Below are 26066 nucleotides of genomic sequence, written 5' to 3'. Positions count from 1 at the left end.
AAAATGAACAAAATTGATTTATATTGCAGAATGGAATAATTCGTAATAGAAAATATACTGCTGCAGGATACCGGCGCAGCCGTTATAGTCGGAGACAGGAAAGCCTTTGGGGTATTCCCGCTCAAGGACCTGCCGTATATGGGTATCTATGGGAAAAGCTTCAATATGGTGCAGGGCGAACAGGCAGATACAGTCAGCCACCTTTATTCCGATGCCGTAACAAGACATCAGGGCTTCCCTGGCCGTTGCATAGTCCATGTGCCGGAAGGCTTCCAGGCAAAGACTGCCGTCCGACACATCCCGGGCTGTTTTCCGTATGTATTTGGCACGGTATCCCAAGCTGCAATTCCGGAGCTCGTCTTCTGAGACGGAGGCAAGCTTGTCTGGTCCCGGAAATCCATAGTGAGTCTGGCCGCTGAGATCTATGACTGTGTTTCCGTAATTCTCACACAGGAGTCGGACACACCGGCGGATTCGGGGAATATTGTTCTGCTGAGAGATCAGGAAGGTGACCATGGTTTCCCAAAGGTCCTGACGCAGAATCCGGATGCCGCCGCCGAAGGACACGGCATTCCTGAGATATCTGTCCCGTTCCGGCACCAGACGTTTAACGGCGCCATAGTCGGCAGAAAGGTCGAAGTAGGGGCTCCAGAACTCCTCGAACTCCTGCTCCGTGCAGGAAAATCCATAGGTACGGGACGGCTCTGCACCGGGGATATCCTGCCTGGCGCTCATATCAAGTATTTCCAGATACCGGTCAGAAGCGAGCAGATTAAAGCGGCCCGGCGCAGCTTCTTCCAGGCGGAAGCACTGGCCGGAGGCCGCAATCTGTTTCAGATCAAAATCAGCGAACGTTTTGACGATCATTCTTATTCCATTCTCCCATATTTCAGCTCTATCCCGTCTTTATCATATTTTTTGCGCTTCCCGGTCATTTCTCCGATGGATATCTTCCATACCGCGGTATTGTTCAGGCTTCGTTCCATGGACTGCTGAAATTCCGCCATGTTGGCGGGAGTATGGCGTTCACATATGAGCCGCATGGCATGTGTTTTTTCCTGATCATCCGTGACTTCAGACGCGGTGCCGGTGAGGACGGCCGATTCGAATTCCGTGGTGAATTTGTCGGAAGCGCGCTTCGTATCCCCTACGCAAGTCATACATATCCGAGAATCGGCTGCCAGAGCGGCGGCCTTTTTCCCGTTGGCTTTGCTCGCATGAAAATAGATATAATTTCCGTCCCGCGCGATATTCAGGGGAATGCAGTAAGGAAATCCGTCTGCACCGGTCATTGCCATAACAGCCCATTCACATTTATCAACGATGGATTCAGCGAATTCGCGTGGCATTTCTCTGTCTTTACGTATCATACAGCCTCCTTATTATTAAAATTGATCAGAATAGTTTCTGTTGGTTCAAGCTGTATTTTACCATATTAAACGATAAAAATCGACAAAGTATTACGGCAGACTTCAATTTTATAGAGAGACAGGTGCCGGAAAAGGTAGCAGTCTTCAAAAGAATAGAGTATAATGTCAAAATAATGTTGAAAAAAGCCTGACAGGGAGAGGCGGCACCCGGGGCGGGAATGATAGGAGAGCTGTGGGATGGATAAAAGGGACATTCTCGTGATAGTAGATGATATGGAAGTGAACAGGGCGATTCTCCGTGAAGTTTTTCAGTCGGAATACCGTATATTAGAGGCTGAAAATGGGGAGCAGGCATTAATGTTTATAGAACATTATCGAAGCAGGATAGTGGCGGTGCTTCTTGATTTGATCATGCCGATGAAGGATGGCTACCAGGTGATGGAACAGATGGAGAAGAAAAAGTTCCTGCCGGAGATACCTGTGGTCGTCATCACATCAGAGGACAGCTACGACTGTGAGGTCAGAGTCTTTGATATGGGAGCTTCCGATATTATAAGAAAGCCATTTGAACCGTATGTGGTGAAACGGCGTGTGGAAAATGTAGTAGATCTGCACAGGCACAGGCAGCATCTGGAGGAGCTGGTAGAAGAACAAGCAGTAAGCCTGCGGGAATCCAACGAGGTTATGATCGACGCGCTGTCTTCAGTCATCGAATACCGGAGCCTGGAATCGGGCCAGCATATCCTCCGCATCCGGATGTTTACGAAAATCCTCCTGGAAGACGTGGCGCGGAGCTATCAGGAATATGGACTGGATGAACGCAGGATAGAGATCATCAGCCGGGCCGCTTCCATGCACGATGTGGGGAAGATTGCCATACCTGATTCTGTTCTGAACAAACCTGGCCGCCTGACACCGGAAGAGTTCGAGGTCATGAAGACCCATTCCCTGAAAGGATGTGATATCCTGGCCGGACTGGACCGGATGAATGATAAAGAATACCTGCAGTATGCGTACAATATCTGCCGTTATCACCATGAGAGATGGGATGGAAACGGGTATCCGGACGGGTTGAGAGGAGACCGGATTCCCATCTGTGCACAGGTGGTGGGGCTGGCGGATGCCTATGACGCGCTGACGACAGAGCGGGTCTATAAAGAAGTTTATTCGCAGGAAAAGGCTTACAATATGATTCTGAACGGAGAGTGCGGCGCTTTTTCTCCTAAGCTTTTGGAGTGCTTTAAAAATGTGAGGGATTCCTTTGCGGAGCTTGCCCGGGACTATGCGGACGGGCGTTCTCCCAAGTCTGACCTGCTGGTCCGGGGCGGGATGAAGCGGAATGCCAGGGAGACAGGCGCTGGTACGCTGGAGCAGGGGCAGATGAAGTATTTTTCTCTGCTCCGCTATCTTGAATCCACGGTGATTGAGCTGGATATCAGCACGGGCGTTTATCATGTCATATACCTGTCGGATAATAATTTCCAGCTTCTTCGGTCTGGTGGGCTGTTTGAGAAGGCGCTCTATAATTTCACCAAAGAAATGGTCCACCCTTCCGACCGGAAAAAGGTGCTTTATTCCTTTGGAGAATACCTGTATGAGTTCTTTAACGGAGGGATGACCAAGCAAAGCTGGAAGTTCCGTGTATATGACCAGATGATAGAAGAATACCGGTGGAATACGGCTACGCTGCTGCGGACCGATGTGGAGAATCCGCACCATAGAAAGGTCATAATCATCTGGCATCCGGAAGAATTGCTTCAGGAGGAACGGCGTCTCCCCCGGCATTTCGGAGAAGGGGCGGAAGCCATGCGGGATCTGTTTGCCGGAATGCAGAAATGTGTCTACGATAAATGGTGCACCATCGAATATGTAAACGAAAGCTTTTTGAAGCTGCTGGATTATACCAGGGATGAGATCAGGGAAAGGTTTCATGACCATTTTATTGAAATGATCTGCCCCGCGGACCGGGACCGTGTGAAGCGGCAGATGAGAGAACAACGGAACGAGGGAAATACCATAGAAGTGGAATACCGTTTGGAATCGAAAAACGGACAGATCATATGGGTCCTGGATAAATGCCGCGTCGTCACGGAGCAGGACGGCAGGGAGCATCTGTATTGTCTTCTGATAGACATCACGAAGACGCGGATGGCACAGGAGGAGCTTCGGATGAGCCTGGAACGCCATGAGATTATCATGGACCAGAGCAACGATATCATCTTTGAATGGGATATTGAAGGTGACAGCATTGTCTATTCTTCCAATTGGGAGAAAAAATTCGGTTATGCTCCGATACGGGAGAGCGTTAGCATACGGATTCCGACAGTATCTCATCTGCATCCTGCAGATCAGCCGGAATTTCTAAATCTGATGCGTGAGATAGCGGACGGGCTGCCTTACAAAGAGGCAGAAGTGAGAATCGCGAAGGCCGATGGAAGTTATTCTTGGTTTCGGATCCGTGCGACCGCCCAGTTTAATGGACGCGGGAGGACAGTGAAATCTGTGGGCGTTATTATTGATATTAATGATGAGAAGAAGAAGACAGAAGAGCTGATTGACAAAGCGGGGCGGGATTCTCTTACGAATCTTTTGAACAAGGCTGTGTCCAAGAAGAAGATCAAGGATTGTCTGGCGAAGGGAGGGTACCGGGGAAAGGCCGCTATGCTCATTATTGACCTGGACAATTTTAAAGGGATGAATGACCGTTTCGGCCATATGTTCGGAGATGCGGTGCTGAAGGAGTTTGCCGGAATCTTAGACAGCCTATTCCGCAGAGAAGATATCGTATCGCGCATAGGCGGTGACGAATTCCTCGTGTTTATGCCAAGATGTGCGAGTCTTGTAGCCGTCATGGAAAAAGCAGAAAGGATTCTCCAGATGTTTAAGGAGATATTCCTGGAGAATCTGGGAGAGGACTGCTTTTCCTGCAGTATCGGGGTTTCTGTGTGCCCGGACAACGGCAATGATTATGATACGCTGTTCTTAAGCGCAGACAAGGCTCTATATATGGCAAAGGGACAGGGAAAGAACCGATGCCTGTTCTATGATCCGGATGCTATGGGGCATGGCCCGGAGAAGCTGTTGGCGGCGAAAACAAGAATCGATTCGGAGGCGAGCCTCCCATATGATCTGTCCGGCGTGATTCGGGAAATATTCGGGAAGCTTTATGCCATCCACGATTTTGAGGAGGCAGTTGAGTCGATTTTAGCGTTTGCCGGAAAATATTTTCAGGTGAGCAGGGCCTATATTTTTGAGGACAGCGAAGATGGGAGCGCCTGCAGCAATACGTATGAATGGTGTAATACGGGAATAGAAGCGGAAAAAGACAGTCTGCAGGATATCGTTTACGCTCAGATGGGGAATTCTTATAAGGAAAATTTCAAGGAACAGAATATCTTCTACTGCCCGGATGTGACAGTCCTGCCGGACACACAGCGGGAGATTTTGGAACGGCAGGGGATCAGATCCACACTCCAGTGCGCTATCATGGATGGCGGCAGATTCCGGGGATTTGTGGGTTTCGATGACTGTGTCAAGAAACGGCTGTGGATTCGGGAACAGGTGGAAGCGCTGACCTTTGTGGCTCAGATCTTATCCATTTTTCTCTTAAAGGAGCGGGCAAACGAACGGGAAAAAGGGGCCGTGGATAATCTTCACAGGATATTGGATAATCAGAATGCGTGGATCTACGTAGTGGACACGGATACATATGAGTTTTTGTATGTCAATGAAAAGACATGCGGGACCGTGTCGGACGCCGAAGCGGGAAAGATATGCTACCGGTCCCTCATGGGAAGAAGCGAGCCCTGCAGCGATTGTCCGATCCGGCATACAAATCTCCAAAAGGACTGCAGCAGGGAGATGTATAATCCCATGCTGAAGCTGTGGGTCATCATGAATACTTCCATGATACGGTGGGGGAAAAAGGAAGCCTGCCTGGTCTCATGCCGTGACATCACATGCTATAAAGAACCGCGGAAGCAGGAAAACCAGGCTTGACAAATATCAGAGAGATTCGGAGAACGTCAGGCAGGCCTTTCTAAGACATGCTGAATAGGTCAGCGTATGTAAGAGATGCCCTTCCAGTAAACGGGAGTGCAGATTTTGGCCTCGGGAGGCAGGGATACGTCTTTCAGAGCCCAGCGTTTGTATTCCTCAAAGCCGGTTCTGTCGACGATATATCCGATGTGTTCCTTGCCTCCGGGAGCGGTACGGTCTATGTAATGCTCCACGTAGTGATATGTATTCAGGATGATCTTCATTATGCTGTCCTCATCGGCCCATAAGATGAAATCCTCGCCCAGGCGGGGATTTTTTTTGCCGCTGCGTCCAAACAAGGTCAGCCGGTAATATTTTGACGGATTCCGGCTCCAGGCGGAGACCGGGCAGTTCAGAACACATTCCCCGCATCCGATACACTTTTCAGCATTTCTCTGGGGGCGGTAATTGACGGTAGTCAATGCTTCGACAGATTTGCGCCGGCATGCCTTTATACAGGCTCCGCAGGAAACACAGCGTTCCTGTTCCAGTCTGGGCATGGTCATGCCCATAATGCCAAAATCATGCATTCGTACTTTGGCACAGTCATTGGGACAGCCGGTCAGAGCAATCTTAAAGTGGAGGTCATTGGGAAATACTGCTTTCTCTATCCGTTTTGCAAAAGCCGTGGTGTCATAGCAGGCGAAGGGACAGACCTTGTTTCCTATACAGGCTGTGATATTCCGGGTCCCGGAGGAAGAATATCCGTTTCCGAGAACAGGCTGATTGATGTCCAGGCCGTCGATAATGGGCTGCAGCATTTCGTTTACCTTGGGCATATCCTCGTAGGAAATGCCGGGTATTTCAAAACCCTGTCGGTTGGTAAGGTGAACGGTGCCGTCACCGTAAGCTTCCGCGATCTCCTGGATCATCGAAAGATATTTTGCATCCAGATGTCCGCCCGGCACCCGGATGCGGGAAGCGGTCTTCCCGCGCACTTTAGTGACGCGGAAAGCGTTTTTTTTCAGTGCTTTCGTATTGATATCCATAAATTCACCCTCCTAATCGATCAGTGCGCGCCCTTTGGCATAAGGAAAGACCGGACCGTCCAGACAGACATAAGTATCATTGATTCGGCAATGGCCGCATTTGCCTATGCCGCAGCACATCTTCCGCTCCAGGGAAATCCAGATCTGGCTGTCTTCCAGACCTCGGTTCTTTAGCGCCTGTATGGAGAAGCGCATCATGGCCGGAGGGCCGACCACGATGGCGGCCGCATTTGCCAGGTCGGTGAAAAACAGGCCGGGAATATATGCGGTGACCAGCCCCTCCCGGTATTCTGTGCCGCCGCCGCTGTCCACAGTGAGGATTACCCGGGCACGTTGGCTCCACCGTGAAAAATCATCCCGGAATAAGATATCGGAAGGGGATTTAAATCCGGCGATCATAGTCAGGCTTTGTATTTCCGGCATATGACAGGCAAAATGATCCATGACGCCGCGCACCGGGGATACTCCTGTTCCGCCGGCGACGATGACCAGTTCTTTGCCTTTATAGTCATCCAGGCAGAAACCGTTTCCGTAAGGACCCCGGAGAAGCATACGGCCGCCTTCATAGCGCTCAAAGATTTCATTGGTCACTTTTCCCACACGGCGGATCGTCAGATCTATGGTGCCGTCGCCGATGCCGCTGACAGAAATGGGAGCCTCGCCGTACTTTGGAATCGAGACTTCAAAGAACTGGCCCGGCTTCACGTCGCCCAGATATTTCATCCGAAAGGTATACTCGATTTCCGTGTGGCGGATGACTTCAATTATTTCAGAGAGGAAAGGGACATATTCATTCTGCTTCATCAGAATTCACCTCCTTTATTGCTTCGGGCAGCCGGTTCAGACAGTGAGAGAAGGATATGTATTCCGGACATGCGTCGTCGCACCTGCCGCAGCCCACACACATCTGAAAGCCGCTCTTCATCTTGAAATCCAGCGCCTTGTGGAGCACTTTATACCGCATCCGTTCGCCGCAGGTCTTTCGACAGCTTCCGCCTCCGGCCACGTCAGAAAAACCATCTGCCATACAGGAAGCCCATACACGGCGCCTTTCCCCTGCTTTTCCATTATCGGTATAGAATAAGTCCTGCATGGTGAAGCAGGTACAGGTAGGACAGACAAAATTGCATCTGCCGCAGCCGATGCACCGGCTGTCATATTCTTTCCAGATTGTGCTCTTGATGACATCCGCGGTCAGGTGGTCGGGAATGTGGACCCTGGTCTTGGTTTCCGTGACATAGGACGGGGAGACCGCTTGCTCGCAGACGGCATGGCGGCGGAACAGCTCCTGCCATTCGGTGTTTGGACAGTCGATCTGCCAGAAATCGCCCTCCCAATCCAGAGAAAAGTCATAGCCGTCGGTTTTGTTAGTTCCCATATCCACGCAGAAACAGCTGGAAAACGGTTCCTTGCAGCCAATCAGGACAAAACGGAGTTTATCCCGGCGGTCCCGGTAATAAGGGTCCTCCGGACCGTTCTGCAGATAAATATGATTCAGACGTTTTAACGCATGGAGGTCACAGCTTCGCAGGAAGATGACAGCTCCCTTTTGTTCCTGCTCCGGTTCCAGGACGGAGCCCTCCGTAAAATAAAACAAAGTCTGGCTGATGGGAAGGAGGGTCTCCTTCCAGGAAAACCGGGATTTTTCATGAAGCACGATTTCCTCAGGAGATGAAATTTTCCCATAACGTACCAGATCTGTGTCGGAAAATGCACCACCTTTGGGATAAAGACGGGGGGCGTAGAGGTCGTATTCGAGGGACAGATGTTTAAAAACCTCGGATAACGCCTCTGTTGATAGAGAATAACCCATATATCCACCTCTTTCTATTGGAAAATTTTTAGTTCTGACAAGTAATGTAGCACCTGCAAAAAATTAAAACCGTGAGTTTTCTCACGGTTCTTTAAAATACTCCATTAGTTTTTCGCGGTCAGGTATGAAGAATTGATTTTTCCGGTATTCCACCAGCCCGGCCTCACTGAGCTGTTTCACCAGACGGGATACAGTTTCTCGCTTGGAACCGAGAAGCTCTGCCAGATACGTGATACTTAAGTCAAAATCAATAAGGATACCGTCATCCAAAGGAATCCCATAGTCCTGGGACAACTTCCAGAGCTTGGCGGCCAGCCGCTTGTCCCCCCGTACGCTGCCCACTGTGTTTTTAAGCTGGTGGTAAAGACGGCGGATCTTAATGGCCATGGAAGACATGACGGCTATGGACAGTTTAGCGTCCCGTTCCATTAAGCCGAGAAATGTCCTGCGGGGATAACAGAGCACCAGAGAATCCTCCAGGATCTCACAGTTTATGGAGGCGGAAGGATCCTGAAGGACGACCTCATTCAGAGACTGTCCTGGGCCACATAGAAAGATCACTTTTTTTTCATATAAATGATTCAGCTTATAGAGCGAAGCTTTTCCTTCAGCCAGGAAAAAGACAGAGGATACCGGCTCCTTATCCAGAAAGAGCTGTGTGCCCCGGCGGTATTGCCGCATGACGCCGCATCCGGCCAAATCTGCGTAAGTGGACGGCGATATATCCTGAAAGACAGGAATGCGCTTCAAGGCATCTTTCATGGGAATCATAGGGGCCTCCTTTAGTACGAATGAATCCATTATATCAGAAGAGGAGCGGTTTCGTAAAGAGCGGAGGCTTGACAGGTAAATGCACTTATCGATTCCGATACGTTTTATAAGTTATTTTTAGAAGATATATAATGATGAATTGGTTAGTGAAAAAATAATTAGGAAATATTGACTTATGTGAGACTATATGTTAAAAATGTTATAAGTTAAATTTTAATTTAAAAACTTAAAAGGTAGATACAATGGAGATTCATGAATTACCCAATAGTCAATAAATTGTAATGAAAATAATATGGGATGGTTTGGAAATATCGAACGGTATCGACATATATTAGATAGTTGGTTAAAAGAGTATTTAGATATATGATGAGAAGTTGATAGAGGAGGATATAGAAGAGTTGAAGGAACTTTTGCATAATCCGGTAGAATAATTTTTACTTATTATGCTATATCAAATTTTTCTGGTACAATAGCTTCCGGGGGATGGACTACAACTACTGTAACTTTAAGATATACTTGGCAGTGGAGTTCGAGACCAGCTTTTGAGTATAAAGATTCTGCAGCAATTGTATGGAAAGCTTCGGATTCTTCTGGTCATCAGCTTTCAACTTTAACTACAAGCAGCACATGTGCTGTAGCATATAGGAATACAGTTACCGGAAATTTAGCGACAAACAAGACAGTATCGACTACTTATAATGATGTAAACAATTATGTGTATTCAAAATTTGATATGAGTATTGTTTTGTCGGGGAGTAATAACTTTGGTTGGGCTAAATCTGGTCGACTTGATATTACATTAAAGCCACAAGGGAGTAAAGCGATTAATTCAATTTCGGCTGTTGGTGGATATGGACATGCAAGATTGACGGCAAGTATAGGCGTAAGTGCTTCTAGTTCTGGACTTTCGCTTTCCTTTACACCAGCGTCTAAAGTGGATTCCGCAATCACATCTTCTAAAACATTTTATCGTTAGGAGGGATGGGCCATCATGAATTTGAAAGATGCTCTATTTTTCATCATCATGATTGGTGGATTATTGATCTGGCCTATGATATTTATAGGTGTGGAAAAAATTTGTAACCATGAAAAAGGAATTTGTTATCCCCTGATTTATCTCAGTATATATACAGAGATTGTTATAATATATCTTATGCTGTAGCGTTTGCTTTGATTTTCTATGTCTCATGTTCTTTAAATGATCGTATGGTATCATAAACTCCATTGAAGCGTCTCTGCTAAATGATTTGACTCATAAAGCGAGGCGTTTCTTGGGGATACCGTGTGCACAATACAGCGGAGGCTTGACAGGCAAACTGTTATTGTGATACCATGAGTTAAGTCTCTTTATACAGAGAGGCAGAAATAAGAAGAGAGGAGATGAAAGGATGAAGATTAATTCCTGCAGATGATCAGTCGGATGGTGCGTGACATTTTGGATATGTCTGTTTGTCATGCCCGCAGGAATGTAATGCTTTTTCCTTTTATCGTGAACCAAATAGAGCGGAGCTCTGGAAACGTCTGTCTGCGGGGACGGAGTTGACGGGGAGACGGATGATATGGTGTGGACGAAAGGATGCAGGAATTCCTGCATCCTGTTTTTTATGCTTTACAGAGACGGAGAATCCCGCAGGCGGGAATCTTTGCAATAACAGGATGGCAGCGCACCCTCCAATGGAACTTGATTTAGAAGGATTGGAGGAAGATTGTATGACACAAATTCGCGCGGAACATGTAACATTTTATTATGGAGGAAGCCACCAGGAAATTTTCCGGGATTTGTCGTTTGCCATAGACACAGACTGGAAATTGGGGCTTATTGGGAGGAACGGCAGGGGAAAGACGACACTCCTGCGCCTGCTTTTGGGAAAGGAGGAATATCAGGGCCGGATCGTGTCTCCAGGGAAATTCACTTATTTTCCCTTTTCGCTTAACATGGATCTGGACAATATGACCTTTGAAGTGGCAGAAGAAGTTCTGCCGGGGTATGAGCTTTGGCGCCTGTGCCGCGAACTTCAATATCTGGAGACGGATCTGGAGATTCTGTACCGGCCCTTTTCCACACTCAGCCAGGGAGAAAGGACAAAAGTGCTGCTGGCGCTGCTGTTTATCCAGGAACATCATTTCTTGCTTATCGATGAGCCCACCAACCATCTTGATCTGGAAGGGAGGGAGACCGTGAGCCGCTATCTGAACAGAAAAAAGGGGTTTATCCTGGTGTCCCATGACAGGACCTTCCTGGACGGCTGCATCGATCACATCATGTCCATTAACAGGCAGGGGATTGATGTGGTACAGGGAAATTTTTCATCCTGGTGGGAAGACAAGACGAGAAGGGATCAATGGGAGAGACAGGAGGATGAAAAGCTGAAAAAGGAGATTGGAAGACTGTCTGAGGCGGCGAAGCGGGCGGAGACATGGTCAGGAAAAGTGGAAAAGACTAAATTCGGGACGCGGGTAGGGGGCCTGAGGCCTGACCGTGGGGCGATCGGACATAAAGCTGCGAAGATGATGAAGCGCGCCAAGACGACGGAACGCCGGATGGAGGAGGCCGCGAAGGAAAAGTCCGGGCTTCTTAAAAATTTGGAGAGCAACCAGGAGCTGAAGCTGTTTCCGCTCCGCCACCATAAGGAAGAGCTGGTGAAATTCCGCGGGGTCTCATTGGCATATGGAGAGAAGGAAGTGTGCCGGAATCTGGAATTTACCCTGAGAAGGGGAGAACGGATGGTGCTGGCAGGCGGAAACGGATGCGGGAAATCCACGCTACTGAAGGCTGTTTTGTCCCAGGCGGCCGCGGGGGATCACGCGGAAGCCCGCTTGGCGGGAGACGGCCTGCAGGTGGTCCGGGGAAGTATTGAGACAGCTCCGGGGCTTAAGATTTCCTGGGTGCCTCAGGATACTTCCTTTTTATCGGGAAGTCTGGATGATTATATTTACAGCTGCGGCTGTGACGGCCATCTTATGAAGATGCTGCTGCGGAAGCTGGATTTCACTCGGGAACAATTAGAGAAGCCCATGGAAGAATACAGTGAAGGGCAGAAGAAAAAGGTGCTGCTCGCCGGAAGCCTTGGGGAACGGGCGCATCTTTATATCTGGGATGAACCGCTTAATTATATTGATGTTTTTTCCAGAATGCAGATAGAGGACCTTTTGGAAGACTCCGATCTTTCCCTTCTCTTTGTGGAGCATGACAGCGTATTTTCAGAAAAGATTTCCAGGGGCTGTAAGTATTGTATATCGGCCTGTTTTTCAGTATAATGATAGAAAAGAAGAAAAAGAGAGGTAACGAATGATGACAGGTCAAGTATTGGAACGGGGCGCGGGTATCCTGCTTCCCGTCAGCAGTCTTCCGTCTCCGTATGGAATTGGGACCTTTGGCTGCGCGGCCTATGATTTTATAGATTTTTTGAAACGGGCGGGTCAGAAATACTGGCAGGTCCTTCCAGTGGGTCCCACGAGCTATGGAGACAGTCCTTATCAGTCCTTTTCTGCCTTTGCTGGGAATCCATATTTTGTTGACCTGGATTTTCTGACAGAAGAGGGGCTGCTGCAAAGAGACTATGTGGAGAGCTTTTCCTGGGGAGATCAGGAATCCTATGTTTCTTATGAGACTGTATATCGGAACCGGTTTCAAGTCCTTCGGACAGCGGCAAAGAACAGCCGGCACCGGGAACAGCCGGATTTTCAGGCCTTTGAACGGGAAAACTCCTATTGGCTCAGGGACTACTGTCTGTTTATGGCGTGCAAGGAGCATTTTAGCGGCGCAGAATGGCTGAAATGGGAGGAGGACATTCGTTTTCGCAGTCCGGAGGCGGTGGAGAAGTACGAAAAGCTTTTGGAAGAGGATATGGATTTCTGGGCTTTCTGCCAGTATAAATTTTTCTGCCAGTGGAAGAAGCTGAGGGAATACGCGGCGGAGAAAGGAATCCGGATCATTGGAGATATTCCCATATATGCCGCCATGGACAGCGCAGATGTATGGACTCATCCGGGGCTTTTTCAGCTGGATGAAAATCTGATGCCGAAATTCATTGCCGGAGTTCCGCCGGATGCGTTCAGCGATACGGGTCAGCTATGGGGGAATCCGCTCTATGACTGGGATGCCATGGAAAAAGAGGATTTTGAGTGGTGGCGCCGCAGAATCCTTTCTTCTCAGAAATTGTATGATGCGGTGCGGATCGATCATTTTATTGGAATTACCAGATACTATGCCGTGCCCGGAGGAGCGGAGGACAGCGTCCATGGCACTTACATGGAAGGCCCCGGAAAAAAACTGACCGACGTCATCAATGAGACAGCGGAAAAGCTGTATATCATTGCTGAGGATTTGGGAATCGTGACGCCGGCGGTGAGAAAACTGCTGGCGGATAACCATTATCCGGGTATGAAGGTGATTGCTTTTGGTTTTGACGGAAATCCGGCCAATGAGCATCTTCCCCATAATTTCAAAGAAACGAACTGTATCGCTTACGGCGGGACTCATGACAATGAGACACTGGCCGGTCTGTTTTGCGATAAGTCGGACGAAGTGCTTGGCTATTTATTTGACCTGATTGGGACCCGGGACCGGGAAAAGATTGTGGAGGAGCTGTTCCGGCTTGCATACGGCAGCGTTGCCAATGTGGTGATATTCCAGGCGCAGGATGTTCTGAAGCTGGATAATTCCGCCCGTATGAATTTTCCGTCCACATTGGGAAACAATTGGAAATGGCGTCTGCGGAAGGACCAGCTGGGTCAGAGGGAATCGGACTGGCTGGGCCATCTGGTGCACGTATATAACAGGTATTGAAACGGCCCTGTAGAGGACAGATTCGCGGCATCTGCCGGAAAGAGAAGGAGGAATGCATATGGCCAGATCGATGAATCAAAAACTGAAAGTATTGTACATTATAAAGCTGCTTGCGGGGACGAATGCGTCCCATGTGGTGACAATGAATGAGATTCTCGAAGAGCTTCAAAGCCATGGCATTTCCGCGGAGAGAAAGAGTATTTATGATGATCTGGACGCACTTCGGACTTTCGGCTTTGAGGTAGTCAGCAGGAGAGAGCGGCCGGCCGGCTATTATCTTAAGAATGCCGGCAGTATGGCCGGGCTGCTGTCTGTACCCGGAATTTTGCCCGGTTTACCGGCAGATCAGAAAGAAGAAAAAGAAATCACTTCCAAGCCTGAAAAGCTTGCGCCTTCTGTCCGGCGTCCGGACTGGCTTCGGGGGAAAACAAAGATTGAGCTGCTGTGCAGTGAGACGGCGGCTGAGAGCATCCTGAACGAATTGGGAGGAGGCGTTTCCGTGCGCGGGAAAAGCAGCTCTGGTACAAAAAAAGGGAGCGCTCAGATGGTTTCCCTGAAATTGAAAGCTGCGGTGGGAGACGCTTTTTATGGCTGGTTGGCCGGATATGGCTGCAAAGTCAAGATGACGGCTCCGCCTTCCGCGATGAGAGAATACCGGAAATATCTGAAGGAGATCCGCAGCTTGTATAAGGAAGAAGTCTGAGTACGAGAGAGCGAATACGTGAGTTGAATGCCTGTCCGGCCGTGAGCCGGGCAGGCATTTTTGGTTCCATGGTGCGGGCTGCAGAGCTGCTCAGCCGGCTGCCCGCACCTCAAAATCCAGGGTACCCTTCTCAGCGCCATTGACAATAAGTGTAATGGAATGGATTCCGGGATTATGGTTCCTTGAGCTTGAATTTGCGAAGGAGTGGGTTTTTCTGTATGACTTTTCCTGTCCTGCCGCGAACGAAGCCTCAGATATTTGGAATATCCTGCGGCTTCGGCTGCCATTTGCTTTTACATAGTCGATGCCATATTCCAGCCGTACCTGGGCCGCTCTTTTCGCCTTGATTCTGAAGTGAAAGGTGATATCGTCCCCAATTGCAACAGATGTGGTATCCAGTGTAAAATCGTCAGCATTCACAGAATCGTCATCTTCAAATCCGAAAATGTCCAGAACATCCCTTCTGCCTTTTTTCAGCAGTGTTCTGCATCCATGTTTTATGATCCAGTCCGTATATTGGTGCTTACCGTACCAATCCAATGCAATTTTTACGACCAGATCGGGATGGGTTTTGGATATATCGTTTAGGTTGTTGGCTACACTTTTACGGACGTATAGCGACGGATCGGTTTTCAGCTGCTCTAAGATACCGAGAATGGGAGACGGGTCTTTTTTAAAGCTGGGAAGCGATTGTCCCCATGGCAGCTGAGGACGGCAGCCTTCGCTGGCGAGCCGCCGGACATGCTCATTGTCATGTCTGGCCCAGGCGGCCATCTGCTGCATCATACGCTTTTCATGGTTTATGATAAATGGCCTTACGGCAAACTCAGATGAGGAGTAGGCGGTGTACCTTTCCAACGCGGACATTGATAGGTCCCAATGGCGCTCATCCTGTCCATAGACCTCAACAAAGTCGGGGAAGTATATTAAGGTGTTGTCGTGGTATCCCTCTGGATAATCCGCGAGAACCTTATCAATAATGCCGAGTGCCTGCTCATAATCCGACGGCAGATACTTTCCCAGATGAGCGGCAATCCGGCGGATGCGGGCTTTCAGTTCTAAAGCATCCCATGTTTCGTCCATAATATCACTGACAAACGTATCCGCAGGAAACGGATGATATACGGCTTCCGTACGCACAGCCAGTTCGTGAAGAGAATTGTAATTAAAATACTTGTTTTTCAGTAATTCCGGCATATGTCTCCTTTTTTCAAATTAGAGTACAAAGTATTTAGTAGTCATTTCTGAGTCCCTCCATCCAGGTACCGGCAGAAGTTCCATGTTGTCCCAATATTTTTCAGAACAGACAGAAGCTAGCTTTGGTGCGGGAAGAGGAGCAAAAAGAACGATTTGATTTTGATATGAGGCAAGCGATCTCATCTGATTTCCTCCAATTCTAATATCCGCCTGTGGAAATGTCAAATGGCTCCTCATATGTCCCGAATCTTTTTATAATAGTCTTGGACAAGGTGCAATATTTTACAAGAGCATTTTTGAGAACTGTGCTATACTGGCTGTGCACAGGATAAGGAAAGAGAGGAAATATTATGGAACAGGGTAAAAGGAGCGTTCGGTTTGACAATGAACTTCAGGTGGAAGCGTACTGCTTTCAAGGAATCATGCAAAGGTTTCCTAACCATTTCCATGAATATTATGTGATTGGGTTTATTGAGAGCGGCCGCAGGCACCTGATATGTAAAAATAAGGATTACCAGGTCCGGTCTGGGGCTCTGCTGCTGTTCAATCCTTCGGACAGCCATACATGTGAGGCCATCGATGATGCTCCTTTGGATTATCGGTGTATTAATATAAAAAGAAGAACTATGTGGCGGGTGGCGGAAGAGATAACCGGTAAAGGATGCCTGCCGTATTTTTCGGAAACTGTAGTTCCGGACAGCGGCTTGACGGAGCTTTTGCGCCAGCTTCATCATATGATAATGGAAGGGCGGAAAGAATTCGACAAGGAAGAACTGTTTTATTTTCTGACAGAACAGCTGATACGGAAATATGCGGAGCCTGGTGAGGGAGGAAGCAGCCCGTTCATTCATGAGGAAGCGGAAAGGGTCCGCCTTTATCTGGAGACACATTATGAAGAAAAGATATCTCTTGATAAACTGGCGGCCATGGCAGATATGAATAAATATTCTCTGCTGCGGACCTTTACGAGATTATATGGAATCACGCCGTATCGGTATTTGGAAAATATCCGGGTGAATAAAGCGAAGGAGTTACTGGAGCATGGAGGGGAACCGCTGGATGCGGCTATGGCCGCAGGGTTTTCCGACCAGAGCCATTTTACCAATTATTTTAAAGAGTTTATAGGACTGACACCGGGACAATACCGGGATATTTTCAGGGAATGAAAGAGGAGGGAACGGGTCTGAGGCCCCGGAATCAGAATAGGGAGGATTTGGAGATGAAAGAGCAGTTTCAGCAGAAGACGGCGGGTCAAGAGGAAGAGACAGGTAGTACCCGCGGCCATATGGCGGCGGTGTTCACCGTGGCTGTATGGGGGACCACATTCATAGCGACGAAAATTTTACTTAGAGGGATGGCGCCTGCGGAGATTCTTTTTTTCCGTTTCCTGTTGGCGTTCCTGGTATTGTGTGCCGTTTGCCCGCGCCGGATGAAGCTGAAAGAAAAAAAGCATGAGCTTTTATTCGTTGGAGCCGGACTGTTTGGCATCACCTTTTATTATCTGCTGGAAAATGTGGCACTGACTTATACGCTGGCGTCCAATGCGGGAGTGATCATATCGGTCACGCCGTTTTTTACGGCAATCCTGTCGCACATTTTCACAAAGGATGAAAAGCTCCGGCCCGGATTTTTCATAGGGTTTTTGACAGCGATCGCCGGGATATGCCTTATCAGCTTTAATGGAGCCAGCAGATTCCATGTGAATCCTCTGGGAGATCTGCTGGAGTTGGGAGCGGCGCTGGCCTGGAGTTCTTATGCCGTGTTCTCCAGAAAGATCAGCCGTTATGGATACAACACCATCCAGGTAACCAGAAGAACGTTCTTTTACGGCCTTGTATTCATGATACCGGCACTGCTTCTCATGGATTTCCGGCCGGATTTTTCCGTGCTTGGAAATTCCACGCTGCTGTTTAACTTTCTATATTTGAGCCTGGGAGCGTCTGCCCTCTGCTTTGTCACCTGGAATACGGCGGTCAAGAAGCTGGGCGCTGTGAAGACCACGATTTATATCTATATGGTCCCGGTGGTAACAGTAGCCGCGTCAGCGATTATCCTGGATGAAAAGATCACATGGATGTCTGCCCTGGGGACGGCGCTTACTTTAGCCGGGCTGGTAATCTCTGAGGGACGGATAAAGAGCAAAAAGGAGAAGGAAGCGGCGGCGAATTATTAACCATAAATATGGTGCGTTTCCTGCACATGAATTGAATACTCCCTGCATAGATTGTAAAAACAAGCGTATCAGGGGGACTCCCTTTTGAAAGATTATATTGAGGAGCGTGCCGTAGAGATTGCAAATTATATCATTGAGGAGAACGCCACGGTTCGGCAGACTGCGAAAAAGTTTGGTATCAGCAAAAGTACGGTGCACAAGGACGTGACAGACCGTCTCGTGCAGATCAATCCGACGCTGGCATCCCAGGCCCGGATCGTATTGGACGTCAATAAATCGGAACGTCATATCAGAGGCGGGATGGCGACGAAAGAAAAGTATCTCCATCAGATGGAAATCAAATGACAAGAGTTTCGGAACGGCATGCGGCCGCACTCCGGTTATAAGTGACCAAAGGGAAAACTGCGCTCGGGGGAAGATCAATGCTCCGGGCGCAGTTTGATTCTTATATTATGATATAAAATACTTTTTGGAATCTTTTTTAATTAGCTCCAATTTAGCATCGGCAGAAGTTCCGGACCGTCACGATTTCGGTTCGCTGGCGATGCAGGGGCCGCTTTATCTCCGCTCCGGCAGTACCGCTCACATGTCGACAGGAAATCCTTATGATTTCCTGTCTCCTGTTCGCTCAGAAACGGAACCGGTATTTCCGTTTCTGCCTCCCTCCTCCTGGAGAACACCGGCCGCTTCCCTGCGGCGCTCACCTTTAGGCCGGCCCGGAATCTTTCTGCCGGTGCCCTGTCTGCCGCACTGTACCGGACAAATTTCATTTCTTAGATTCCAGAAAAGGATTAGATAACCACACAGCCCGCGAGCCGCCTGGATGGAATCGGATTTCCTCCTGCTTCATCTAGTTATAGAAATAAGTTTGTTTTAAAGGTATTCAAAGGCATGCCCTTGGACATTGTTTAGAAGGATAGATGTAAAAAATAAAAAAGTAATATAATATTGATTTAAACAGAAAATGAATTGATATTTTGCGGCACGTGCGATAAAATTATCATATAAACAAGTTTATTTTGACAAAGTTTTGGCATAAGAGACAAAGGAGGAAAAAGAGATGTTTTATTGGAATGTGTCCTATGTATTGTCATGTCTTTTTAGTCTCGTACAGTTGGTGATGATGATCTTGGTCATCATAGTTTGTATCAAATATTTAAAAAATAATAAGTAATTATAAAATTATCCCGTCATTCTGCTGTCAGATCAGCCAGAATGGCGGGTAGTTTATCCTGTGGCAGAAAGATAACAAAAACTGGGAAGCTTTATATTGACATTTTTGAATGATGGTGTCTAAAATTGACACATTTGAAACAAAAAAGACTGACAGATATATAATTAATTTATAATAAAAACAAAAAACTATATTAATCAAATAACAAATCTATTATCATATCATTGCCACAGACCGCCGAAATTCTTTCGGTCATACCTGGGCTTGAAATTGGAAGCCGGTTCAGGACTGTGGAACATGGGGCTTCCACCAAAAGCCGGCGGTCGCCCCTCATTTCTCAGCCATTTGAAGAGCTGTTTGTCATATGGTGTCGAAAAACTTTTTTAATAATTCTTAAGAAAGTTTACATTCCCGTTTTATAGTTGACATACGAAAGCTCTTGCACTAGACTGAATAGTGACAGGAGGATGCGGCTATGCACTATACTTTTCAGCAATGGCTGATGTTTTTTTATGTTTACTGTTTCATCGGCTGGTGCTTCGAGAGTACTTATGTTTCTATATTAAAGAGAAGATTTGTGAACAGAGGTTTTTTACATTCACCGCTGCTTCCCATATATGGATCAGGGGCGGTCGTAATGCTTGTGGCGACTTTGAGACTGAGAGACCATATCGTATGGATGTATCTGGCGGGGATGGTGGGAGCCACAGCCCTGGAACTGGTGGTCGGGTTGTCCATGGAGGCAATCTTCAAAGTGAAATATTGGGATTACAGCAATCAGAAGCTGAATTATAAAGGCGTCATCTGTTTATCGTCTTCCCTCTGCTGGGGATTATTCACGGTGCTGCTCAATAAATATCTGCATAAACCGGTAGAGGCCTTTGTGTTGGGACTGCCTCCGGTTATGGTGACGGTGGTGGTGATCGTGATTTCGGCCATCTTTGTTTCCGACGCAGCGGTGTCCATAAAGGTAGCCCTGGGAATCCGGGACATGCTGGATGTTTCTAAACGTTTACGTAAAGAATTGAACGAGGTACAGGTGCAGCTGAACGAACGTGTAAACGCCATGAGAATCGGTATGGGAGAAAAGAAAGATTCGGTTGGAGAACGGCTTGGAACGCTTCTTGATTCCATTGGTGATAAGCTGACGGAGATGGCCGGCGCGGCAGGGAGTAAGATGGATTCTCTGATTGACGCTACTTACGAAAAACTGGGGGCGCTGGTCAGGCTGTCCGACGAAAAGGATGAAGAAGTGGGCGCGGTCTCCAGCCTCGGTGAAAAGCTTAAATCTTTAAAACAGGAACACGAATCCCAGACGGAAAAGATGGCATACTTAAAGATGAAGATGCTGAAACGGAACCCTTCCGCCACTTCCAGAAAGTTTGCCAAGGAATTTTCTGTGCTGCGGACAGAACAGATAAAGCGTTATGAGATCCGGAGAAAAGAGAAGAAAGAAAACCGGAAAAAACGCCGTAAAGAATAAAGAATCCCGTAAGCGGGATTCTCCGCCCGGAGTCGTTTTTGTTTCATAGGATGAACGTTCCTATGAAATAAAAAAACACCCTTTTCAGGGTGGAGTTTTAGGGGGGGGGACTCGGCAGCCTCAGGCTGCCGAGCGTGAGTATGAAAAAGCTTGTTTATACCAATTTCGATTGGTATGCCTATAGTATAAAAAGAAATTGTGACCAAAATATGTTCAGTCTATGAAAAAATCATGAAGAACATAAAAGAAAATTTAGAGAAACACAAAATTTCCTTTCATCTGCAAAAAGCAATTGAAAAAATGGAAAAATTGTTTATAATATAAAGGATTGGCGAAGTTTATAGGTAATGAGAGGAAGAAATGTCCGGTCTCCGGACGTATCGGATATAGAATCGCATTATAGGCAAGCAGTTTGGAAGAGCATAGGAGGAAATGAAGATGTTATTATCGACAGATATAGGAATTGACCTGGGTACGGCCAGCATCCTGGTATATATAAAAGGAAAAGGCGTCGTACTGAAGGAACCCTCCGTAGTAGCATTCGACCGGGACACCAATCAGATAAAGGCTATCGGAGAAGAGGCACGTCTGATGATCGGAAGGACTCCCGGCAATATCGTGGCTGTGAGACCGCTTCGCCAGGGCGTGATTTCTGATTATACGGTCACGGAAAAAATGCTGAAGTATTTTATCCGTAAGGCTCTCGGAAAAAAGACCCTGAGAAAACCCAGGATCAGCGTATGTATTCCCAGCGGCGCCACAGAGGTGGAGAAAAAGGCGGTGGAGGATGCAACTTATCAGGCTGGGGCCAGAGAGGTTTCTATTATTGAGGAGCCAGTCGCCGCAGCGATCGGTTCCGGTATCGATATATCAAAGGCCTGCGGCAACATGATCGTGGATATCGGAGGCGGTACCGCGGATATCGCTGTTATTTCCCTTGGCGGCACGGTAGTGAGCACTTCGGTTAAGGTGGCCGGAGATGATTTTGATGAGGCGATCGTACGTTTTATGAGAAAAAAACACAATCTGCTGATCGGTGAAAGGACAGCTGAGGAGATCAAGATTCAGATAGGCTGTGCTTATAAAAGACCGGAGCTGGTGGCCATGGACGTCAGGGGCCGTAATCTGGTGACCGGACTTCCCAAGACGATCACGATCACTTCCGATGAAACACTGGAAGCGCTCCGGGAGCCGGCTATGCAGATCGTAGATGCCGTACACAATGTCTTGGAGAGGACTCCGCCTGAACTGGCGGCTGATGTGTACGACAGAGGAATCGTGATGACCGGAGGAGGGAGCCTGCTCAGCGGACTGGATGCTCTGATCGAGGAAAAGACCGGCATCAATACGGTGATCGCCGAAGAGCCTCTGACGGCAGTGGCGATTGGCACCGGAAAGTTCATTGAGTTCATGCATGGACAAAGGGACGTTGAATAAAAGCGGCGCAGCCGACGAGATATCAGGGGCGGCTAGAAGTCTTCCAGGCTTCTGGCTGCCTTTTTGCTTTTTAAGAAAGGAGACGTCTGGTGGAGACGATTTCAGGATATGTCAATAAGATCGTATACCGGAATGAGGAGAATGGCTATTCGGTGATTGAGCTGTTTAACAGCGGGGAGGATAAAACGCTGGTAGGCATTCTTCCCATGCTGGGAGAAGGGGAATATGTGGAAGCCATCGGAACCATTAAAAAGCATCCTCTCTACGGAGAACAGCTGGTAGTGGAGAGCTACGAGATCAAGAATCCTGAGGATACGATGTCCATAGAAAGATATCTGGGGTCCGGCGCCATCAAAGGGATAGGCGGAGCGCTCGCGGCCAGGATCGTGAAACGCTTTGGAGAGGACACCTTCCGCATCATAGAGGAAGAGCCGGAACGGCTGGCGGAGGTGAAAGGGATCAGCAGCCGCATGGCGTTGGAGCTAGGCAGTCAGGTGGCGGAAAAGCGGGATATGCGTCAGGCGATGCTGTTTCTACAGAAGTATGGGATTTCCCTCAACCTGGCGGCGAAGATATTCAAGGAATACGGCTCCGAGCTTTATACGATCATTGAACAGAATCCATATCGTCTGGCGGATGATATCGCCGGCGTCGGCTTTAAGATTGCGGATGATATTGCGGTGAAAGCAGGCATCCGCGCAGATTCAGACTACCGGATAAAAAGCGGGATATTATATACGCTTCTTCAGGCGATAACGAACGGACATACATATCTTCCGATGAATGAACTCCTGCGCGGGACGAATCAGCTGCTGGGAGTAGAGCTTGACTCGCTGGAGAACCATATTATGGACTTGGTCATGGACAAGCGTCTGGTGGTGAAGAAGGAAGAGGACGTTTCGATCGTCTATGCGGCTAAATATTATTATATGGAGATGAATGTGGCCAGACGGCTGGCGGAACTGGATTCTGTGTGGGAAGTAGAAGAAGGCGAAGCGGCTGAGACGATCCGGCGGATCGAGGAACAGGAAAAGTTTGAGATGGATGAACGCCAGAGGGAGGCTGTGCTGGAAGCGGCGCGGCACGGAGTGCTGGTGATCACGGGAGGGCCCGGCACCGGTAAGACGACCACGATCACGGCGCTCATCCGCTTTTTTGAGATGGAGGGAATGGATGTCGTGCTGGGGGCGCCCACGGGGCGGGCGGCCAAACGGATGTCGGAAGCCACGGGATATGAGGCCAGGACCATTCACCGTATGCTGGAGCTGTCCGGCATCCAAAATGAGTCTTCCGGGGAAGTGCACTTCGCCAGGAATCAGGCAAACCCACTGGAGACAGATGTCATTATCATCGATGAGATGTCCATGGTCGATATTCAGCTGATGCAGTCTCTTCTGGAAGCCGTAGCCGTCGGGACCAGGCTGATCCTGGTGGGGGACCGTGACCAGCTTCCTTCCGTGGGGCCTGGAAATGTCTTAAAGGATATCATCCAGTCGGAAAGCTTCCATGTGGTGCGCCTGACCAGGATATTCAGACAGGCGGCCGCCAGTGACATCATCCTGAACGCCCATAAGATAAATAAAGGCCAGCCGGTGGATGTGGCCGCCAGAAGCAGGGATTTCCTGTTCATAAAGAGGACGGATGCCAATTCCATAATCAATGCGTCGATCGCACTGATATGTCAGAAGCTGCCGGGATATCTGAATGTGCCGATGCACGACATTCAGGTGATCGCTCCCATGAGAAAAGGGGCGCTGGGAGTAGAACGTCTGAATAAGATACTACAGGAATTCCTGAATCCGCCGGATGGAAAGAAAGCGGAAAAAGAATATGCTCAGGGAATCTTCCGCGAGGGCGACAAGGTGATGCAGATCAAAAACAATTATCAGATGGAATGGGAAGTCAGGAGCCGGTACGGGATTCCAGTAGACACAGGAGCCGGAGTCTTCAATGGGGACATCGGAACCATAAGCGAGATTAACTCCTTTGCGGAGGAGCTTGTTGTGGAGTTTGATGAAGGAAGAGTGGTCACTTATGACTTCAGCCAGTTGGAAGAACTGGAGCTTGCTTATGCCATCACGATCCATAAAGCGCAGGGAAGCGAATATGCGGCGGTGGTCATCCCGCTCCTAAGCGGCCCGAGGATGCTCATGACCAGGAATCTCCTGTATACGGCAGTGACCAGGGCCAGATCCTGCGTATGTATCGTGGGAATGCCGGAAACCTTTTTGGGAATGATTGAAAACGAGACAGAACAGAGACGCTATTCCAGCTTGGATAAGCGTCTGGAAGAGCTGTGACAGGAGGGGAGAATACGATACTGGATCTGCTTTATCCGGGGCGCTGCCCAGTCTGCGGTGAAATCCTGCCGTATGGGCGGAAATATGTATGCGGCCGCTGTGAGCCGAAGCTGTCTTATGTCAGTCAGCCGGTCTGCATGAAATGCGGGAAGGAGCTGGAAAAGCTGGATAACGGCTGGAATGGCGGAGAATACTGTGCCGACTGTATACGCCATCCAAAGGACTTCGCGGGAGGCATTGCGCTGCTTAATTATAATGCGGCGGCACAGACAGTCATGGCCCGGCTTAAATATCAGAATAAAAGAGAGGGTGCAGAGTTCCTGGCAGCTGAAATGGCAAAAAGGCATGGACGGCAGCTTCTCCGGCTGAGACCAGATGCACTTGTCCCGGTGCCTATTCACAAGGCCAGACTGAAGCTGCGGGGGTATAACCAGTCGGAGCTGCTGGCCAAGGCCCTGGGCCGAAGGCTGGGGATATCCGTGAGAACGGATCTGCTGTTCAGAGTGGAAAATACGAAAGCGCAGAAACAGCTCGGATATGAGGAACGCCAGAAGAACGAGGCGCATGCATTCCGCACATCGGGAAAAACGGCAGTGCGGGGTACCCTGATCCTAGTGGATGATATCTATACCACCGGTGCGACCGCCCAGTCATGTGCCGCGGTTTTGTTAAAGGCCGGTGCGGAGCAGGTATATCTGGCAAACATGGCGGTAGGATACGGAAGATAAGTCTGCCGTCTGGATTTATTTCCATTTTTAAACAATCATAAAATTCAATCATACGGAAAGCTTCTTCGGCGTACACTATTTTAAAGACAGGCCGAAGGAGTTTTTTATTATGAAGCGAAATTTTCTATTGGCGGCAGGAGGGACAATCCTCCTGTTTCTGTTTCCTTATATGGTCACACTTTTTATTACCGGCAAGATCACCATGGCGCCGGAACAGACGGCGGACAGCGGGAAAACAGTTCATGTAAAAAGCGAATACGGAACAGAAGAAATTGACCTGGAGGACTATGTGCAGGGAGTGGCAGCGTCTCAGATTCCGGGGAATTATGAAAAAGAGGCTGTGAAAGCCCAGGTGATCATTGCCAGGACATATCTGTACAAGATGATGGGAGACGAGACTTCCATTGCCGGCAGTGAACTGTCCTGCGGATATTGGGATACGGATGACAGAAAAAAGGAATGGGGAGACAAATACCTGGAGTATCAGGAAAAATTCAAGCAGGCTGCGACGGAGAGCGCGGGTCAGGTGCTGACTTATCAGGGGGGGCTGATTGACGCCATGTTCCACCGGGCCAGCGCGGGAAAGACCAGGGACGGAGGAGAGCTTCTGCCTTACATAAAGAGCGTTGACAGCAGCCGGGATGTGGATATGGAAGGATATGTGACGATCAAAGAATATTCCGCTCCTGATCTGGTATCGGCCATAAGCTCTTTGCGCGGACAGCAGCTTACGGATACGGACGTCCTGGGACTGCAGATCGCGGCCAGGGACGATGCGGGATATGTGCAGAGCGTGATGGCCGGAACAGAAACCTATACCGGAGAAGAGGTAGCCTCTGCGCTTTCCCTTCCGTCTTCCGCGTTTTCTATCACACAGTCTGAGAGCGGAATTAAATTTGTCGATAAGGGCTCTGGCCATGGATATGGACTCAGCCAATGGGGAGCTAATAAACTGGCGGGAGAAGGAAAGGATGCCGCGGCCATACTGGCTTACTATTATCAAAATGTAAGCATAGAAAAAAAGTAAAAAAATGTTGGTGAGCCAGAATTGTCCAGATAATTTTTGAATAGGACACGGTAATCGGGCAAGACTAATACCGA

The 26066-nt window shown here is 48.6% G+C and carries 20 protein-coding genes; 12 read left to right on the top strand and 8 right to left on the bottom strand.

The annotated features are described in order from the left end of the window. Positions 1-18: 18 nt before the first annotated feature. Both LQE92_RS10845 and LQE92_RS10840 read right to left on the bottom strand, forming a co-directional pair. Positions 19-867: a DNA-3-methyladenine glycosylase family protein gene (locus tag LQE92_RS10845; protein WP_231062981.1), complete on the bottom strand. Its 849-nt coding sequence runs from the start codon at positions 865-867 to the stop codon at positions 19-21. A gap of 2 nt (positions 868-869) precedes the next feature. Then, a complete protein-coding gene (locus LQE92_RS10840) occupies positions 870-1370 on the bottom strand; it encodes a pyridoxamine 5'-phosphate oxidase family protein (RefSeq protein ID WP_231062980.1) in 501 nt (166 codons plus the stop codon). Between the two features lie 237 nt (positions 1371-1607). Here LQE92_RS10840 and LQE92_RS10835 point away from each other — a divergent pair, with 237 nt between their 5' ends. Continuing rightward, entirely contained in the window at positions 1608-5369 is a 3762-nt protein-coding gene (locus tag LQE92_RS10835; protein WP_231062979.1) for a diguanylate cyclase domain-containing protein, read from the top strand. Positions 5370-5428: 59 nt separating this feature from the next. Here LQE92_RS10835 and asrC read toward each other — a convergent pair whose 3' ends face one another. The 4 genes from asrC to LQE92_RS10815 form a co-directional block, all read right to left on the bottom strand. Next, the gene (gene asrC / locus LQE92_RS10830; RefSeq protein ID WP_231062978.1) at positions 5429-6397 is read right to left on the bottom strand and encodes a sulfite reductase subunit C; all 969 of its coding nucleotides are present in this window, start codon (positions 6395-6397) and stop codon (positions 5429-5431) included. 12 nt (positions 6398-6409) lie between these two features. Further along, complete coding sequence (gene asrB, locus LQE92_RS10825) at positions 6410-7201, bottom strand: anaerobic sulfite reductase subunit AsrB (RefSeq protein WP_231062977.1); 792 nt, start codon at positions 7199-7201, stop codon at positions 6410-6412. Further along, complete coding sequence (gene asrA, locus LQE92_RS10820; protein WP_231062976.1) at positions 7188-8210, bottom strand: anaerobic sulfite reductase subunit AsrA; 1023 nt, start codon at positions 8208-8210, stop codon at positions 7188-7190. Before asrA ends, asrB begins: the two co-directional genes overlap by 14 nt. Before the next feature lie 81 nt (positions 8211-8291). Continuing rightward, the gene (locus LQE92_RS10815; protein WP_231062975.1) at positions 8292-8981 is read right to left on the bottom strand and encodes a Crp/Fnr family transcriptional regulator; all 690 of its coding nucleotides are present in this window, start codon (positions 8979-8981) and stop codon (positions 8292-8294) included. 1710 nt (positions 8982-10691) lie between these two features. Here LQE92_RS10815 and abc-f point away from each other — a divergent pair. Genes abc-f through LQE92_RS10800 form a run of 3 tightly spaced genes read left to right on the top strand, consistent with a single transcriptional unit; the run spans position 10692 to position 14473 of the window. After that, positions 10692-12239 carry a ribosomal protection-like ABC-F family protein gene (gene abc-f / locus LQE92_RS10810; RefSeq protein WP_231062974.1) on the top strand — a complete coding sequence of 516 codons (1548 nt, stop codon included), beginning with the start codon at positions 10692-10694 and terminating at the stop codon, positions 12237-12239. A gap of 31 nt (positions 12240-12270) precedes the next feature. Continuing rightward, positions 12271-13770 (top strand): 4-alpha-glucanotransferase, encoded by a 1500-nt coding sequence (malQ, locus tag LQE92_RS10805; protein ID WP_231062973.1) that lies wholly within the window; start codon positions 12271-12273, stop codon positions 13768-13770. Positions 13771-13828: 58 nt separating this feature from the next. Then, positions 13829-14473, top strand: coding sequence for a hypothetical protein (locus LQE92_RS10800; RefSeq protein ID WP_231062972.1), 645 nt, complete (start codon positions 13829-13831; stop codon positions 14471-14473). A gap of 90 nt (positions 14474-14563) precedes the next feature. Here the strand turns inward: LQE92_RS10800 and LQE92_RS10795 are convergent, their stop codons facing one another. Beyond that, entirely contained in the window at positions 14564-15670 is a 1107-nt protein-coding gene (locus tag LQE92_RS10795) for a DNA alkylation repair protein (protein ID WP_231062971.1), read from the bottom strand. A 350-nt stretch (positions 15671-16020) separates the two neighbouring features. Between LQE92_RS10795 and LQE92_RS10790 the strand changes: the two genes are divergently transcribed. The 3 genes from LQE92_RS10790 to spoIIID all read left to right on the top strand — a co-directional run bounded on the left by LQE92_RS10790 (position 16021) and on the right by spoIIID (position 18188). Further along, positions 16021-16836, top strand: a complete 816-nt coding sequence (locus tag LQE92_RS10790) for a helix-turn-helix domain-containing protein (protein ID WP_231062970.1) — start codon at positions 16021-16023, stop codon at positions 16834-16836. A gap of 53 nt (positions 16837-16889) precedes the next feature. Further along, a complete protein-coding gene (locus tag LQE92_RS10785; RefSeq protein WP_231062969.1) occupies positions 16890-17843 on the top strand; it encodes a DMT family transporter in 954 nt (317 codons plus the stop codon). Positions 17844-17927: 84 nt separating this feature from the next. Beyond that, entirely contained in the window at positions 17928-18188 is a 261-nt protein-coding gene (gene spoIIID / locus LQE92_RS10780) for a sporulation transcriptional regulator SpoIIID (protein WP_231062968.1), read from the top strand. Positions 18189-18328: 140 nt separating this feature from the next. Here spoIIID and LQE92_RS10775 read toward each other — a convergent pair whose 3' ends face one another. Next, a complete protein-coding gene (locus tag LQE92_RS10775; protein ID WP_231062967.1) occupies positions 18329-18613 on the bottom strand; it encodes a hypothetical protein in 285 nt (94 codons plus the stop codon). An 879-nt stretch (positions 18614-19492) separates the two neighbouring features. Here LQE92_RS10775 and LQE92_RS10770 point away from each other — a divergent pair. The 5 genes from LQE92_RS10770 (at position 19493) to LQE92_RS10750 (ending at position 25992) form a co-directional block, all read left to right on the top strand. Continuing rightward, positions 19493-20500: a putative ABC transporter permease gene (locus LQE92_RS10770; protein WP_231062966.1), complete on the top strand. Its 1008-nt coding sequence runs from the start codon at positions 19493-19495 to the stop codon at positions 20498-20500. Between the two features lie 438 nt (positions 20501-20938). After that, complete coding sequence (gene mreB, locus LQE92_RS10765) at positions 20939-21937, top strand: rod shape-determining protein (protein WP_249301323.1); 999 nt, start codon at positions 20939-20941, stop codon at positions 21935-21937. Between the two features lie 89 nt (positions 21938-22026). Continuing rightward, positions 22027-24237, top strand: coding sequence for an SF1B family DNA helicase RecD2 (recD2, locus tag LQE92_RS10760; RefSeq protein WP_231062965.1), 2211 nt, complete (start codon positions 22027-22029; stop codon positions 24235-24237). After that, positions 24234-24965, top strand: a complete 732-nt coding sequence (locus LQE92_RS10755) for a ComF family protein (RefSeq protein WP_231062964.1) — start codon at positions 24234-24236, stop codon at positions 24963-24965. Before recD2 ends, LQE92_RS10755 begins: the two co-directional genes overlap by 4 nt. Before the next feature lie 109 nt (positions 24966-25074). Then, entirely contained in the window at positions 25075-25992 is a 918-nt protein-coding gene (locus tag LQE92_RS10750) for a SpoIID/LytB domain-containing protein (RefSeq protein WP_231062963.1), read from the top strand. The last annotated feature ends 74 nt before the right edge of the window (positions 25993-26066 follow it).

The sequence above is a fragment of the Lientehia hominis genome, from assembly GCF_021044755.1.
In the GTDB taxonomy this organism is placed as follows: Bacteria; Bacillota; Clostridia; order Lachnospirales; family Lachnospiraceae; genus Lientehia; species Lientehia hominis.
Note: the sequence above shows the minus strand (reverse complement) of the source record. Positions and strands in the feature narration are given on the sequence as shown.

What these genes read in the sequence shown, in the direction of transcription:
- asrA (WP_231062976.1), bottom strand. Translation starts at nt 8,210, where the DNA reads ATGGGTTATTCTCTATCAACAGAGGCGTTATCCGAGGTTTTTAAACAT.
- LQE92_RS10795 (WP_231062971.1), bottom strand. Translation starts at nt 15,670, where the DNA reads ATGCCGGAATTACTGAAAAACAAGTATTTTAATTACAATTCTCTTCAC.
- LQE92_RS10835 (WP_231062979.1), top strand. Translation starts at nt 1,608, where the DNA reads ATGGATAAAAGGGACATTCTCGTGATAGTAGATGATATGGAAGTGAAC.
- malQ (WP_231062973.1), top strand. Translation starts at nt 12,271, where the DNA reads ATGATGACAGGTCAAGTATTGGAACGGGGCGCGGGTATCCTGCTTCCC.
- asrC (WP_231062978.1), bottom strand. Translation starts at nt 6,397, where the DNA reads ATGGATATCAATACGAAAGCACTGAAAAAAAACGCTTTCCGCGTCACT.
- LQE92_RS10750 (WP_231062963.1), top strand. Translation starts at nt 25,075, where the DNA reads ATGAAGCGAAATTTTCTATTGGCGGCAGGAGGGACAATCCTCCTGTTT.
- LQE92_RS10840 (WP_231062980.1), bottom strand. Translation starts at nt 1,370, where the DNA reads ATGATACGTAAAGACAGAGAAATGCCACGCGAATTCGCTGAATCCATC.
- abc-f (WP_231062974.1), top strand. Translation starts at nt 10,692, where the DNA reads ATGACACAAATTCGCGCGGAACATGTAACATTTTATTATGGAGGAAGC.
- LQE92_RS10775 (WP_231062967.1), bottom strand. Translation starts at nt 18,613, where the DNA reads ATGAAATTTGTCCGGTACAGTGCGGCAGACAGGGCACCGGCAGAAAGA.
- mreB (WP_249301323.1), top strand. Translation starts at nt 20,939, where the DNA reads ATGTTATTATCGACAGATATAGGAATTGACCTGGGTACGGCCAGCATC.
- asrB (WP_231062977.1), bottom strand. Translation starts at nt 7,201, where the DNA reads ATGAAGCAGAATGAATATGTCCCTTTCCTCTCTGAAATAATTGAAGTC.
- LQE92_RS10815 (WP_231062975.1), bottom strand. Translation starts at nt 8,981, where the DNA reads ATGATTCCCATGAAAGATGCCTTGAAGCGCATTCCTGTCTTTCAGGAT.
- LQE92_RS10770 (WP_231062966.1), top strand. Translation starts at nt 19,493, where the DNA reads ATGCACTATACTTTTCAGCAATGGCTGATGTTTTTTTATGTTTACTGT.
- LQE92_RS10845 (WP_231062981.1), bottom strand. Translation starts at nt 867, where the DNA reads ATGATCGTCAAAACGTTCGCTGATTTTGATCTGAAACAGATTGCGGCC.
- LQE92_RS10790 (WP_231062970.1), top strand. Translation starts at nt 16,021, where the DNA reads ATGGAACAGGGTAAAAGGAGCGTTCGGTTTGACAATGAACTTCAGGTG.
- LQE92_RS10785 (WP_231062969.1), top strand. Translation starts at nt 16,890, where the DNA reads ATGAAAGAGCAGTTTCAGCAGAAGACGGCGGGTCAAGAGGAAGAGACA.
- LQE92_RS10800 (WP_231062972.1), top strand. Translation starts at nt 13,829, where the DNA reads ATGGCCAGATCGATGAATCAAAAACTGAAAGTATTGTACATTATAAAG.